General features: G+C 62.7%; 13 protein-coding genes. 7 read left to right on the plus strand and 6 right to left on the minus strand.

Translation table 11 applies throughout. The annotated features are described in order from the left end of the window. Nucleotides 1-65 precede the first annotated feature (65 nt). The gene (gene recF, locus FEV16_RS04095; RefSeq protein ID WP_246657160.1) at nucleotides 66-1,202 is read right to left on the minus strand and encodes a DNA replication/repair protein RecF; all 1,137 of its coding nucleotides are present in this window, start codon (nucleotides 1,200-1,202) and stop codon (nucleotides 66-68) included. 46 nt (nucleotides 1,203-1,248) lie between these two features. Continuing rightward, complete coding sequence (locus FEV16_RS04100; protein WP_210234860.1) at nucleotides 1,249-1,797, minus strand: DUF3124 domain-containing protein; 549 nt, start codon at nucleotides 1,795-1,797, stop codon at nucleotides 1,249-1,251. A gap of 256 nt (nucleotides 1,798-2,053) precedes the next feature. Between FEV16_RS04100 and coaBC the strand changes: the two genes are divergently transcribed. From coaBC to dnaA, 6 genes are all read left to right on the plus strand, one after another. Further along, nucleotides 2,054-3,322: a bifunctional phosphopantothenoylcysteine decarboxylase/phosphopantothenate--cysteine ligase CoaBC gene (gene coaBC, locus FEV16_RS04105; protein ID WP_138166287.1), complete on the plus strand. Its 1,269-nt coding sequence runs from the start codon at nucleotides 2,054-2,056 to the stop codon at nucleotides 3,320-3,322. Next, nucleotides 3,319-3,783: a dUTP diphosphatase gene (gene dut / locus FEV16_RS04110; protein WP_138166289.1), complete on the plus strand. Its 465-nt coding sequence runs from the start codon at nucleotides 3,319-3,321 to the stop codon at nucleotides 3,781-3,783. Before coaBC ends, dut begins: the two co-directional genes overlap by 4 nt. After that, on the plus strand, nucleotides 3,780-4,223 hold the full coding sequence (locus tag FEV16_RS04115; protein WP_138166290.1) for an Rrf2 family transcriptional regulator: 444 nt from the start codon (nucleotides 3,780-3,782) through the stop codon (nucleotides 4,221-4,223). The genes dut and FEV16_RS04115 overlap by 4 nt, the downstream gene beginning before the upstream one ends. A gap of 38 nt (nucleotides 4,224-4,261) precedes the next feature. Then, nucleotides 4,262-5,035 carry an enoyl-CoA hydratase gene (locus tag FEV16_RS04120; RefSeq protein WP_138166291.1) on the plus strand — a complete coding sequence of 258 codons (774 nt, stop codon included), beginning with the start codon at nucleotides 4,262-4,264 and terminating at the stop codon, nucleotides 5,033-5,035. 116 nt (nucleotides 5,036-5,151) lie between these two features. Further along, nucleotides 5,152-5,424 carry a 30S ribosomal protein S20 gene (gene rpsT, locus FEV16_RS04125; RefSeq protein WP_138166293.1) on the plus strand — a complete coding sequence of 91 codons (273 nt, stop codon included), beginning with the start codon at nucleotides 5,152-5,154 and terminating at the stop codon, nucleotides 5,422-5,424. 936 nt (nucleotides 5,425-6,360) lie between these two features. Further along, nucleotides 6,361-7,863: a chromosomal replication initiator protein DnaA gene (gene dnaA / locus FEV16_RS04130; protein ID WP_138166294.1), complete on the plus strand. Its 1,503-nt coding sequence runs from the start codon at nucleotides 6,361-6,363 to the stop codon at nucleotides 7,861-7,863. Nucleotides 7,864-7,903: 40 nt separating this feature from the next. Here the strand turns inward: dnaA and FEV16_RS04135 are convergent, their stop codons facing one another. Further along, complete coding sequence (locus FEV16_RS04135) at nucleotides 7,904-8,989, minus strand: polyamine ABC transporter substrate-binding protein (protein WP_138166295.1); 1,086 nt, start codon at nucleotides 8,987-8,989, stop codon at nucleotides 7,904-7,906. 101 nt (nucleotides 8,990-9,090) lie between these two features. On the opposite strand from FEV16_RS04135, the gene FEV16_RS04140 reads away from it, so the two are divergent. Further along, entirely contained in the window at nucleotides 9,091-9,564 is a 474-nt protein-coding gene (locus FEV16_RS04140; protein WP_138166296.1) for an MmcB family DNA repair protein, read from the plus strand. Between the two features lie 8 nt (nucleotides 9,565-9,572). Here the strand turns inward: FEV16_RS04140 and FEV16_RS04145 are convergent, their stop codons facing one another. From FEV16_RS04145 to FEV16_RS04155, 3 genes are read right to left on the minus strand one after another with little or no spacing between them, the layout of a single operon-like run. Continuing rightward, the gene (locus tag FEV16_RS04145) at nucleotides 9,573-10,166 is read right to left on the minus strand and encodes an ActR/PrrA/RegA family redox response regulator transcription factor (protein WP_138166297.1); all 594 of its coding nucleotides are present in this window, start codon (nucleotides 10,164-10,166) and stop codon (nucleotides 9,573-9,575) included. A 58-nt stretch (nucleotides 10,167-10,224) separates the two neighbouring features. Next, the gene (locus FEV16_RS04150) at nucleotides 10,225-11,559 is read right to left on the minus strand and encodes an ActS/PrrB/RegB family redox-sensitive histidine kinase (RefSeq protein ID WP_138166298.1); all 1,335 of its coding nucleotides are present in this window, start codon (nucleotides 11,557-11,559) and stop codon (nucleotides 10,225-10,227) included. A gap of 36 nt (nucleotides 11,560-11,595) precedes the next feature. Continuing rightward, nucleotides 11,596-12,435, minus strand: a complete 840-nt coding sequence (locus FEV16_RS04155) for a phytoene/squalene synthase family protein (RefSeq protein WP_138166299.1) — start codon at nucleotides 12,433-12,435, stop codon at nucleotides 11,596-11,598.

Below are 12,435 nucleotides of genomic sequence, written 5' to 3' on the forward strand. Positions count from 1 at the left end.
GGGTTGCGCAGCCGTTGCAACCTCGGCGCCACCGCGCGACGCCATCATCAAGGTCCGAGCGGTTTCTACGCTGAGGTTATTCGTCCGGGAGTCACGAGCAGAAGTTCGGCGCGACCCCACAAGGGCTCAAACAGCGCGGGGTCGGCGCCGGTCATCCAGACCTGTCCGCCAAGCGCCTGCAGTTCGTCGTAGAGCGCCTCGCGGCGCTTCACATCGAAATGCGCCGCGACCTCATCGAGCAGGAGGATCGGCGCCTGGCCAGTCATCGCATCGACCAGCTTGGCGTGCGCCAGCGTGAGCCCCATCAGCAGCGCTTTCTGCTCGCCGGTCGAACAGGCGCGCGCCGCTTCATTCTTGGGGCCATGCCGCACAGCCAGGTCGCTCGCCTGCGGACCGATTAAGGTGCGTCCGGCGGCGGCGTCGCGGCGGCGCAACGCCGCGAGTTCGCCGCGATACCATTCTTCGACGACGAGCGCAGGCTCAAGCCCGAGACGCTGCTCCAGCTCGCCTTCGATCGTCACGTCCGCCCAGGGAAACGACGAAGCGTCGTTGCGGCCAGCGGCGATCAGCGTAGCAAGCCGCGAGACGGTCTCGCGTCTGGCGGCGGCTACCGCAACGCCAAGCGCAGCGATTTCTTGTTCTGCGGCGTCGAGCCAGCGCCGGTCCGAAACGCCTTCTTCGAGAAGCCGGTTTCGATTGCGCAGCGCACGCTCCAGCCTATTGGCCCGCGCGCCGTGCTCGGCGTCGACGCCGAGCGCCAGCCGGTCCAAAAAGCGTCGGCGCTCGCCCGCTGGCCCCGAAAACAGCCCATCCATCGCTGGGGTGAGCCAGAGCACGCGTACGTAATCGGCAAAGGCGCGCGCTGACGTCGCAGGCTCGCGATCGATACGGAAAAGTCGCTCGCCCGACGCTGTCAGCCCGTGCCCGAGCTGCGTCGTCGCGCCGTCGATCTCGACTTCGATCGAGCCGGCGAAACCGCCGGAACCGCCGCGTCTTGCGCATTCGGCAAGCTCCGCGCGACGTAGGCCGCGGCCGGGCGAGAACAACGACAGGGCTTCGAGCAAATTGGTTTTGCCGGCTCCATTCTCGCCAAAAAGCGCAATCATCGGCGACTCGAACCGGCAATCGAGCGCCGCATAAGATCGGAAATCACTGAGCGTCAGACGGCGCACGCGCGGCGCGTTCTTGATCGCGACCGTCATCACGACACTGTCCCGCCGAAGCGATGCGGCGCACGCGCGCTGACGATCATTGTGGCCTGGAAACGCGGCGGCCCGGCGAGAGGATGGCGTAGCTGTGAGGCCCGGTGTAGGACGTCATGACGGCTTCGATCAAAGGTTCGTCCGAACCTTCAACGTTCGACCAATCGACTGTGAAACTCGCGCCCGTTCCGCCGCGAACGTCATCTTGGGCAATGATCACCTGCAGAGAGGCATAGGGCTTCAGATAAAGCGGCTCGTTCAAGTAGCTTTCAATCAATTGCCCCGAGCCGCTGCGATATTCGATCTTGTCGATCGCCAGAATGTTCGTAGCCGAGGCGTTATGAATAGAGAGCGCGCCGGAGAAGTTCAGCCGCGTCACGCCGCCTTGCCCAATGAGCGTCGAATGCAGCGGAATGAGCGTGCGTCCACGAATGGCGAGTCTTTCCGCCGGGGCGGATGTCGTGGCGTCGGGGCTGACGATAACGGGCTGAGCCGAAGATAAGGGCCGGGCTGCGCATTCGGTTGCGAAGGCGATCAAGACGAGAGCGAGCGCAAGAACACGCGGGCAAAGGCTAAGCGGCGCTGCGCGCATCATTTCTTTCCGTATGACATAGGCTGGGCGCCGGGCGACCCGGCGCACACTACCATTGCGCCGCGAAAGGTCTAATCGAAGGAGTGCGCCGCCTAGGCGGACTGCGGGCCTGCGCGACGACGCGCCGCATGCCGGCAAGTCGTCACAGCGGCGCAAAGCGCCTCCCACGCGACAAAATTCTCGTTTTTTGGACGAGCGAAGCCGTTTGGCCTTGCCGGTAAAATCTGTATTCTCCGGCTGCGGCGATCGGAGTTTTTCAGTGGCGGGCGTGGGTCATGCGCAAAGCCTTGCGGCTAAGCGCGTCTTGCTGATTGTCGGCGGGGGGATCGCCGCATACAAGTCGCTCGATCTCGTTCGGCGTCTGCGCGAACGAGGCGCGCGGGTGCGCGTCGTCATGACCGCAGCGGCCAAGGAGTTCGTGACTCCGCTCGCCTTCGTCAGCGTCGCCAATGAGAAAGTCTATGACGATCTCTTCTCCGCGATCGACGAGCAGGAGGTGGGGCATATCCAGCTCTCGCGCGACGCGGACCTTATCGTCGTTGCGCCGGCGACGGCGCATATAATGGCGCGTGCGGCGCGAGGTCTATGCGACGATCTCGCGACCACCTTGCTGCTTGCGACCGACAAGCGCGTTCTTTATGCGCCGGCGATGAATGTGCGCATGTGGCTTCATCCTGCGACGCAGCGCAATGTCTCGACCCTCCATGGCGACGGCGCCTGGTTTGTCGGACCGAATGTCGGCGACATGGCTTGCGGCGAATATGGGCCCGGGCGCATGAGCGAGCCTCTCGAGATTGTCGAAGCGATCGAGACTGCGCTGAAGCAGGATACTCGATTGCCGGCGCCCGAAGGACTTTTGGCGCGCGGCGGCGCGCTTGAAGGCCTGCATGTCGTCGTGACGTCCGGTCCCACTCATGAGCCGATCGATCCGGTGCGCTATATCGCCAACCGATCGTCAGGTCGGCAAGGCCACGCCATCGCGGTGGCGGCGGCGCGCGCCGGCGCGCGTGTGACGCTGGTTTCAGGGCCCGTCGCGCTGTCCGATCCGCCCGGTTGCGAGGTTATACATATAAAGAGTGCGCGAGACATGCTCACCGCCGTGGAGGCTACGCTTCCTGCGGATATATTCATCGCCGCGGCGGCCGTCGCCGACTGGCGTATCGAGCCGGCGCGCGACAAGATCAAGAAGGGCGAGTGCGGCGCTCCTTCTCTGTCACTCGTTGAAAATCCCGACATTCTCGCGACCGTCTCACAGGGACTGCGGCGTCCGCGCCTCGTCGTCGGCTTTGCAGCCGAAACCAGCGACCTTATCCGCCATGCGCAAGAGAAGCTCGCGCGAAAGGGATGCGATCTCATCGTCGCCAATGACGTCAGCGAGGGAACGGACGTTTTCGGCGGCGCGACCAACGAAGCCCATCTCGTTACGCGCTCTGGCGTCGAGGATTGGCCGCGGCTTCGCAAGGAGGATCTCGCAGAACGGCTTGTGGCGCGCCTCGCGCAGATGATCCGCGCCGGGGCGACGCCATGAAAGTCGCGATCCGCCGACTGCCGAACGCCGAGAATCTGCCGTCGCCGGCTTACGCCAGCGAGGGAGCGGCGGGCATCGATCTCTATGCCGCGCTCGCGCCGGGTCAAAAGCTGGTGCTGGAGCCCGGCGCGCGCGATCTCGTTCCTACGGGACTCTCGATTGCGTTGCCGCGAGGCTATGAGGGGCAGGTTCGCCCGCGCTCGGGCTTGGCCGTCGAGCGCGGCGTCACCATTCTCAACGCCCCAGGCACCATCGACAGCGACTATCGCGGCGAGATCAAAACGCTTCTGATCAATCTCGGGGCGCAACCCTTTGAGATTGTGCGCGGCATGCGCATCGCGCAGCTCGTTATTGCGCCGGTCACGCATGTGACGCTTGTTGAGGTCGACGATCTTGACGCAACGTCGCGCGGCGCCGGCGGCTTCGGGTCGACGGGACTGGGCGGAGAAGGCGCGCCATGAAGCTTCTGCCGCGCGCCGCCCGCTTCGCGCTCATGGCGACGCTCGACGTCGCGCTTCATGCGCGTGGTCGGCCGGTGTCGTCAAAGCAGCTCGCCGCGCGTCATGATCTCCCGCCGCGACGATTGGAGACGATTTTGCAGGCTCTGGTGCGGGCCGGGATTCTTAAAAGCGTCAGAGGGCCTGCGGGCGGCTATGCGCTGGCGCGCGAGAGGCGCCGTTTGTCGGTCGGCGAAATCGTTCGCGTCGCATTGCGCGCGGAGGAGGAGGCGCCAGACGTCGCGCCGCCGCTGCTCTCGGCGGTGCTCGAGCCGGTCATCGCCGATGCTGAGGAGAGCGCGTTACGGCGGCTCGACGATGTGACGCTCGACAATCTGCACGCCCGCGCGGTCGCGCATGGTTTTGGAGAAAGGCCGGACGCGAGCGGCGATTTTGAGATATGAAGCGCGCAAGCCGGCGAAGCCGCCGGAAGGAGGCGCGTATGTCCTATGAAACCATTCAAGTCGAGACGCAGGGTCGAGTTGGACTGATCCGGCTCAACCGGCCAGAAGCGCTCAATGCGCTGAACGCCCGACTGATCGCCGAGCTCGACGACGCGCTTTCGGCGTTTGAGTCCAATGATGGCGTTGGCTGCATGGTCCTGACGGGGTCCGAGAAGGCCTTTGCCGCAGGCGCCGACATCAAGGAAATGCGCGACAAGAAATTCATCGACGCCTTTCTCGACGATTTCATCGGCCGGTGGGACGTCGTGGCGCGCGCGCGCAAGCCGATCATCGCCGCCGTCGCCGGGTTCGCGCTGGGAGGCGGCTGCGAAATCGCGATGATGTGCGACTTCATTCTCGCAGCGGACACGGCGGTCTTTGGACAGCCGGAAATCAAGCTTGGCGTTATACCAGGCGCTGGCGGCACGCAGCGCTTAACTCGCGCCGTCGGCAAGGCGAAGGCGATGGACCTCATTCTTACCGGCCGGATGATGGGAGCGGAGGAGGCGGAGCGGGCCGGCCTGGTCGCGCGGATCGTCCCGGCCGCGGATCTGCTCGCCGAGGCGATCAAGACCGCCGCGACCATCGCGTCCCTGTCGCTTCCCGCGGTTCTCATGGCCAAGGAGGCGGTCAACCGCGCTTTCGAGGCGACGCTCGCCGAAGGAATTCGGCACGAGCGGGGGCTCTTCTATTCGCTTTTCGCCACGGATGACCAAAAAGAAGGCATGAGCGCCTTCGTCGAGAAGCGGAAGCCGGCCTTCGCCAATCGCTAGGCGGCCATTGACGCGGGGCCCGCGCCGCGCTTATAAACCCGCCACTTGGCCGCGATTTCGCGGCCCTTTGGTTTTTGGGCGGCGGAATCGCCGTCTTTTTCAAGGACACGCAAAGCATGGCCAATACGAGTTCGGCCAAGAAAGCCGTTCGCAAGATCGCGCGCCGCACCTCGATCAATCGGGCGCGTCGCAGCCGCATGCGCACTTTCGTGCGCAAGGTCGAAGAGGCGATCGCCTCGGGAGATGCGGCGGTGGCGGCCGACGCGCTGCAAAACGCCGTTCCGATTGTGATGCGCGCCGCGCAGACGGGCGTCATTCATAAGAACACGGCCTCGCGGAAGGTTTCGCGATTGACGGCGCGGGTGAAAGCGCTGGCCGCGCAGGCGTAAAGACGCTTCGCCGCCTCGGCGACGCAACAATCTCCAAGCCCGGCAGAGCCGGGCTTTTTTTTGCGCCTAACGTAGCGGCCAAATCGTCGCATGACGGGCTGATGACACGATAAAAAAAATTTTTTGTAGTGATAATACGTGAACATTCAAAATTCTCCCGATTCAATCCCTTGCAATTAAGCTGTCACGAAAGGGAAAAAGAGGGGCTCTTGACAGTTTTTTTGACCTGCTATGAACGCGGGCGGCTGCTTATCGCGCAGCCGGAATGCACATTTGGCCAGTGGATTTTTAAGGGCCATGAATCATCAGCTTATAGCGAAGCATGACAAAAGCTTTGTGGCGCCATGCTACAAAATCCAAATTAATGTGACAGATTTAATCACAAGCGTCGTTGCGTGTGATGGCGCTCGCGTGTAGCCTTGAATGGTCGAACGAAAGGCGGTCGGCGTCGGTTTTCACAAAGCGCGCAACAGCAAGGGGAACGACCAGCGTTCTCCGGCGCGGATGAGCCGAGGGCGAGACGCATTGCCGCTTTCCAGCCGTTCGATTTGAAAACTCAGTGATCAGTTCGCAAGGGCGTAGCGTAGAGTTCGTTAATTGCGACGCGCGTTTAATTCCGGGATTTTGTCGATCCCGGACGAGGGAGATTTTGTCATGGCGAAAGGGCGGTTGGCCGGGACAGTCCAGGGAGTGCGCAGCATCAGCGATCGTTTTATTCCGCGATCGTTCGCTGCGCATGGCAGAGTCTGTTTAACGCGGCAGGCCAACGTCAGTAGTTGTGCGCGGCTCGCGATTGGGCCGCCTTCACGACTTCTCATCTAGCGCCGTCCGCCGCGGCGATTACTCGATTCAGTTAGGTTCCTTTCGATCAGCGCCTGCGGCGTTCCTCGCCGAGGGGTTCGCTTCTTGGCGCGCGTTTCGGAAAAAAGGTCTGATATGTCTGATCATAGAGAGCAATTGGCAAGCGATGGCGTTTCTCCAGAGGATCGTTCGAAATGGGATCGAGTTCGTCACAGACTGAGGACTGATCTCGGCGACGCCGTTTACAATTCCTGGTTCACGAGATTGGAGCTCGAGCGTATCGATGGCGGGGCCGTACATCTGACGGTGCCCACCAAATTCCTGAAGAGCTGGGTGCAGTCGCATTATGCGCCGCGCATCAAGGCGCGCGTGGCGGGCGAATTCTCCAAAGTGGAGCGCGTCGTTATCGACGTGCGCTCGCCCGTCCGCAAGCCCCGCGCGCGCGAGGACGGCGCGGAGCCATGCGAGTCCAACGGACAGCATAATGCCGAGCGCGCTGTCGCATCGCTGGCGCCTGCCTTTGAGGCGGCTAGCGAAACGAACAGGAGGCGCGCCGTTCGCCCGATTGCTTCGCGTCACGACGCCGATGCATTCGTTGGCTCGCCGCTCGATCGCCGCTTATCTTTCTCGACCTTCCTTGTCGGCCCGTCGAACCAGCTCGCCTACGCCGCCGCCTGCCGTGTCGCCGAGTCGCGCCCCGGCGACCTTCCGATGTTCAACCCGCTTTATGCCCACGCGGCGGTCGGCCTCGGGAAAACACACCTCCTGCAGGCGCTGGCGCATGCGTCGAACGACAATCGCCGCAACGCGATCTATCTGACAGCCGAGCGGTTCATGAGCGGCTTCGTCTCTTCGCTTACCGCTCAGACGTCGTTGGCCTTCAAGGAAAAATTGCGCGGCATCGACATGCTGATCATCGACGACGTTCAGTTCTTGCAAGGCAAATCGATCCAGCAGGAATTCTGTCACACGCTCAATGCGCTGATCGACGCCGGCCGTCAGGTGGTCGTCGCCGCCGATCGGCCGCCATCGGAGCTCGATACGCTCGACGAACGCGTATTGTCGCGATTCAAGGGCGGGCTCTGTGTGGACATCGGGCCTCTCGATGAGGCCTTGCGCGTAAAGATCCTCTCCGCGCGAATTTCGTCGGCAAAGGAGTCGCACTCCGATTTCCACGTGCCGCCGGAGGTCATTTCCTATGTCGCGCGCACCATTGTCACGAACGGTCGCGATCTTGAGGGCGCGATCAACCGGCTTCTTGCGCACGCCACTCTGACCGGGGCGCCGCTGACTGTCGAGACCGCAGAGACCGCTATCCGCGACCTCGTTCGCACGCAGGACCCAAAGCGCGTCAAAATCGACGACATCCAAAAGCTCGTCGCGAGCCACTACAATATCTCGCGCGCCGACATTTTATCGTCCCGGCGCACCGCTAATGTGGTGCGCCCGAGACAAATCGCGATGTATCTCTCGAAAGTGCTGACGCTGCGCTCGCTGCCTGAGATCGGCCGCCGCTTCGGCGGGCGCGATCACACCACGGTGCTGCACGCGGTGCGCAAGATCGAAGAACTCGCCGCCAAGGACAAGGGGCTCGCAGAAGTCATCGAGTTGCTGAAGCGGATATTGAACGAGCAGTAGAATTTGAAGCGCGCGCCGGCTCTGGAGGCGCGCCCCCGTCTTATCGTCCGGTTTTCACCATCGTCCACATTCGGGTGATAAGTTTCTGAGTCGCCTGATCGGGTGCGACAACAGTGAACAGGCGCCGCATCGTCAGATCGCTCGGATATACCGACGGATCGTTCGCCACGGCCTTGTCGATCAGCGGCCGCGACGGCGCGACGCCGTTGGCGAAATTGGTGGCGATCGAATTGCGCGCGGCGACGTCCGGACGAAGCAGATAATCGATGAAGAGATAGGCTTCATTGAGGTGCCGCGCGTCCTGCGGAATCGCGAGATTGTCGAGCGAGAGAAGCGAACCTTCGTTCGGTATCACATAGGCAAGATCGGCGTCGGTTCCGGCCTCGCGGGCGCGGTTGCGCGCTTGCAGACTGTCGCCTGACCAGCCAATGGCCAAGCAGATGTCACCGTTCGCCAGCGCATTGATATATTCGGAGGAATGAAACTTCTTCACATAGCGGCGAAGGCTTCCCAGGAGGTCGGCGGCGCGCTTGAGGTCCTGGGGATTTTTAGAATTCGGATCGAGCTTCAGGTATTTGAGCGCAATCGCCAACATGTCCTCGGGACTATCGAGCATGTAGACGCCGCAGTCGGCGAGCTTCTTTAAGGATTCCGGCCGAAGGACTTGCTCCCAGCTCGTTATCGGCTTGCCAAGCCGTTCCTGGATTTTGGCGACATCATAGGCGACGCCGGTCGTGTACCACATGTAGTTGATAGCGTAACGGTTCCCCGGATCGAAACGCGCAAGTCTGCTGTCGATCTCGGGCCATATGTTGCGGGCGTTGACGAGCTTGCTTCTGTCGATCGGCTGCAGCACGCCCGCCGCAATTTCGCGCTGCAGGAACGTTGCCGAAGGCACGACGACGTCGTAACCCGTGTCGCCGGCGAGAAGCCGCGCTTCGAGCATTTCGTTCGAGTCATAGGTGTCGTAAATGACTTTGATCCCCGTCTCTCGGGTAAAGTCTTCGAGCACGCTTGGATCGATGTAATCGCTCCAGTTGAAAATATTGACGACGCGCTCGGCGCCCAGAACAGGCGTCGCTGCGGCGACAAGCGCGAGGAAGCAGGCGAGGAGAAACCGTTTCATACGACAATCCATGTGGCGGACCAGTCGGGCGAATCTATCATGGTTGCGCGCGCTTTGGCGACGCGCCAAGCTGAGCTGATGAAACCGCGCAGGACATAAATATGACCGTTTTTCACACAGAAGGCGCGGCGGCGCTCCAGGGGCGCGTCGACGCCACGAGACGCGTGGCGCGCGGGGCCCGGCGCTATTTGCGGGCCTGCGGCTTCTCCGTCGTTTGCGAGGCGCCTTTGCCGAACGGGCGGCGCGCTGATCTCATCGGACTCGCGCCCGACGGCATCTTGCGTATCGTCGAGGTCAAGTCGAGTGACGCCGATTATCGCGCCGATCTTAAATGGCCGCAGTATCGCGGCTTTTGCGATCGGTTCTATTTCGCGATTCCCTCGTCGCTCGATCCGGCGATCTTTCCCGAAGACGCGGGCCTGATCGTCGCCGATGCGCATGGCGCCCTGCTTATGCGGGAAGCTCCAGCGTTTCCGCTCGCCCCAGCTCGGCGACGTTCGATGCTGTTACGCTTTGCGGCGATGGCCGCGGACCGTTACTGCATGCTGGCCTTCGGCGACGAACTGGCGAATTGAAGCCGGCGTCAGCGGGGCGCGCGCTTGGCGAGAATGCGTTGCAGCGTACGGCGATGCATGTTGAGCCGCCGCGCCGTCTCCGAAACATTGCGGTCGCAGGATTCGAAGACCCGTTGGATATGCTCCCAGCGCACCCGGTCGGCCGACATTGGATTCTCTTGCGCGTCCGGTTTGTCGAGCTGAGTCGCCATCAACGCGTGATAGATTTCGTCGGCGTCGGCGGGCTTCGCTAAATAGTCGAAGGCGCCGAGCTTAACCGCGGTCACCGCAGTGGCGATGTTGCCGTAGCCGGTAAGGATGATTCCGCGCGCATCGGGGCGCGACGCCTTCAGCTTGGAGATGACGTCGAGGCCATTGCCGTCGTTGAGCCGCATGTCGATGATGGCGAAGGCCGGCGGGTGCGACTCGAGCGCCGCCAGACCCTCGGCGACCGTTTCGCACGGCGTCACGACGAAGCCTCGCGCCTCCATGGCGCGAGTCAGCCTTCCAAGAAACGGCTTGTCGTCGTCCAGGATCATCAACGAGCGATCCTGCGGCAAGGATGCAATTTGCTCAGGCTCCGAGACGTCTTCTCGATCCGACTTCAATTCTTCGGCCGACATCGCGTGTTTCCACCCGTGATTTTTGTCAAATCTAGCTTATCGGCCGCCTTGCGTCGATCTATTTGTCCTGCTGTGGGATCCTTGGCTTGGCGGCCGCGGGTTCGAGCGCTGCGCGCGGCCAGGTGATTTTGACGATGGCGCCGGTTCGCGGCGGCGAAACATTGCCTATTTCAACGATGGCGCCCGATCGCTCCAGAAGCGTCTTGGCGATGAAAAGACCAAGTCCAAGCCCCGATTCTGCATCATTCTTGGTGCGCCGTTCCGTCGGCCGGCCCCTCAAATAAGGATCGCCCAGACGATCGAGAATGTCGGGAGGGAAGCCCGGTCCATCGTCCTGGATCGCTATCGTCACATAGCTTGGACTCCACCAGGCGTCGATTTTTACGCGCGAAGCGGCGAAGTCCATGGCGTTTTCAACGAGATTGCCAAGGCCGTAAAGAATGGCCGGATTGCGCGTCAGCACCGGTCCGTCTGGAGGACCGCTTTTCGAGATCTCGACTTCGACCCCGATTTCGCGTTGGGGTTCGACTACTTCCTGGATCAGCGTGTCAATCGACAGCAGGTTCATGACGCTGCTTTGATCCGTCGCGCCGAGCGAGGCGAGCTTGCCCAATATCTCGCGGCAGCGCGCCGTCTCTTGCGCCAGGAGCTTAAGATCGTCGCGCAGCGCCGGCGCATTTTCCGGCGCGGACTTCAGCAGCTCTCTGATGATGAGCGTGATGGTCGCGAGCGGAGTGCCAAGTTCATGCGCGGCCGCCGCGGCGAGGCCGTCGAGTTGCGACAGGTGCTGCTCGCGCTCGAGCACCAGTTCCGTTGCGGCGAGCGCGTCGGCCAAGAGCCGCGCTTCGTCCGACACGCGCGCGGCGTAAATGCCGATGAACGCCGCGCTGAGCGCGAGCGCCGCCCAGATGCCGGCGCGGTAGAGGAGCGGGAATGTGAGCTTTTCGTCGGGATGCCAGGGCAGAGGGTAATATTCGACCGCAAGCACCGTCGCGACCGCAATCATGACGATGCCGAGCAGCAGCGTCAGATTGCTCGGCAGCGATACCGAAGAGATGATCACCGGCGTCAGGAACAGCATCGCGAAACTGTTGGTCAGTCCGCCGGTGAGATAGAGCAGAAAGCCGAGCTGGATGATGTCGTAGCCGAGCAGCACGGCGGCTTCGACGTCGCCGAGGCGGAAACTGCGCGGCGTGCCAAAGCGCATCCCGATATTGAGCGTCGCCGACGCGGTGATGAAGACGAAGCAGAGGCCGACGGGAAAATCGAATCCAAGAATGAAATAAACGCCGAGACATGCGGCGGCCTGGCCGGCGATCGCCACCCAGCGCAGCATGAGCAGCGTCTCCATGCGCAAACGCCGGGCGTCGTATTCATATTCGAGCGTTGTCATCTCAGTCAGTCCATAGGGCGCCGCTTCCGGCGCGTATCACAATCCGACGCCGCGCGACGCGCGCCAAATGCGCCACTGTCGACGCAGCGGCGAGAGTTCGCCGGCCGGGCGATAGGGATCGTAATCGTTTCGCGCGAGCCGCTCCAGATGAAGCGGAATGGTCGCGGCAGGGAGCAGCGCGGCGCGGGCGGGGCCGAGACTCTCCGCCAGACGTCGCGCCTCGTCATAGTGAGACTGCGCCAGCGCCCCCGTCTCCCTCAGAGCGAGGCGGAGCTCTTCCCGGCGAGCCTTGGGGTCGCCGTCTTGCGCGAACGCTTCGTCGGGCAGAAATTTCTCTTGGTTGGGGCGCTCGGCGAAGGCGCACAATGTTCGCGTCAAGCCAAGCGCGACGCCCCCCTCATCGAACGCCCGCGTGGATGACGCTTGAAGATCGGCGCCGAGAATACGGGCCGCCCAGCGCATCGGGGCCGATGTCGTGGCGCGGCAATAATCTTCGAGCGCGGCCCAAGTCGGCATCGCATCATCGTAGAGATCGAAGATGTGCGCCTCCGCCAGCGCGATGAATTCGTCGCGGGGCAGGGCGAAACGCTCAATCGTGTCGATAAGCGCATCGGCTACGGGATTGGCGCGCGCGCCTTCGCCTTGCGCGGCGTCGCCCTGCAGCGCGTCAATCCACCACTGCAGCCGCATCTCGCCTAGCAGCGGTTGCGTGACCTTGCCGCCGACATCGGCGGCCTCCTGGGCGAAGGCATAGAGCGCGTGGATGTGTCTGCGCGCCTCTTGCGGCGCGAAGAGACAGGCGAGCCAGAGGTCGCGATCGCGCGACCGCAGAAGCTCCTCGCACTGCGCATAATGCTCCTGCGAGGCGGCAGGCAT

Source organism: Methylocystis sp. B8 (assembly GCF_005771425.1).
In the GTDB taxonomy this organism is placed as follows: Bacteria; Pseudomonadota; Alphaproteobacteria; order Rhizobiales; family Beijerinckiaceae; genus Methylocystis.

Excerpts from the sequence above, each read along its gene's own strand:
- recF (WP_246657160.1), bottom strand. The coding sequence starts at position 1,202 with ATGACGGTCGCGATCAAGAACGCGCCGCGCGTGCGCCGTCTGACGCTC.
- FEV16_RS04100 (WP_210234860.1), bottom strand. The coding sequence starts at position 1,797 with ATGATGCGCGCAGCGCCGCTTAGCCTTTGCCCGCGTGTTCTTGCGCTC.
- dut (WP_138166289.1), top strand. The coding sequence starts at position 3,319 with ATGAAAGTCGCGATCCGCCGACTGCCGAACGCCGAGAATCTGCCGTCG.
- FEV16_RS04115 (WP_138166290.1), top strand. The coding sequence starts at position 3,780 with ATGAAGCTTCTGCCGCGCGCCGCCCGCTTCGCGCTCATGGCGACGCTC.
- FEV16_RS04120 (WP_138166291.1), top strand. The coding sequence starts at position 4,262 with ATGTCCTATGAAACCATTCAAGTCGAGACGCAGGGTCGAGTTGGACTG.
- rpsT (WP_138166293.1), top strand. The coding sequence starts at position 5,152 with ATGGCCAATACGAGTTCGGCCAAGAAAGCCGTTCGCAAGATCGCGCGC.
- dnaA (WP_138166294.1), top strand. The coding sequence starts at position 6,361 with ATGTCTGATCATAGAGAGCAATTGGCAAGCGATGGCGTTTCTCCAGAG.
- FEV16_RS04135 (WP_138166295.1), bottom strand. The coding sequence starts at position 8,989 with ATGAAACGGTTTCTCCTCGCCTGCTTCCTCGCGCTTGTCGCCGCAGCG.
- FEV16_RS04140 (WP_138166296.1), top strand. The coding sequence starts at position 9,091 with ATGACCGTTTTTCACACAGAAGGCGCGGCGGCGCTCCAGGGGCGCGTC.
- FEV16_RS04145 (WP_138166297.1), bottom strand. The coding sequence starts at position 10,166 with ATGTCGGCCGAAGAATTGAAGTCGGATCGAGAAGACGTCTCGGAGCCT.
- FEV16_RS04150 (WP_138166298.1), bottom strand. The coding sequence starts at position 11,559 with ATGACAACGCTCGAATATGAATACGACGCCCGGCGTTTGCGCATGGAG.
- FEV16_RS04155 (WP_138166299.1), bottom strand. The coding sequence starts at position 12,435 with ATGCCTGCCGCCTCGCAGGAGCATTATGCGCAGTGCGAGGAGCTTCTG.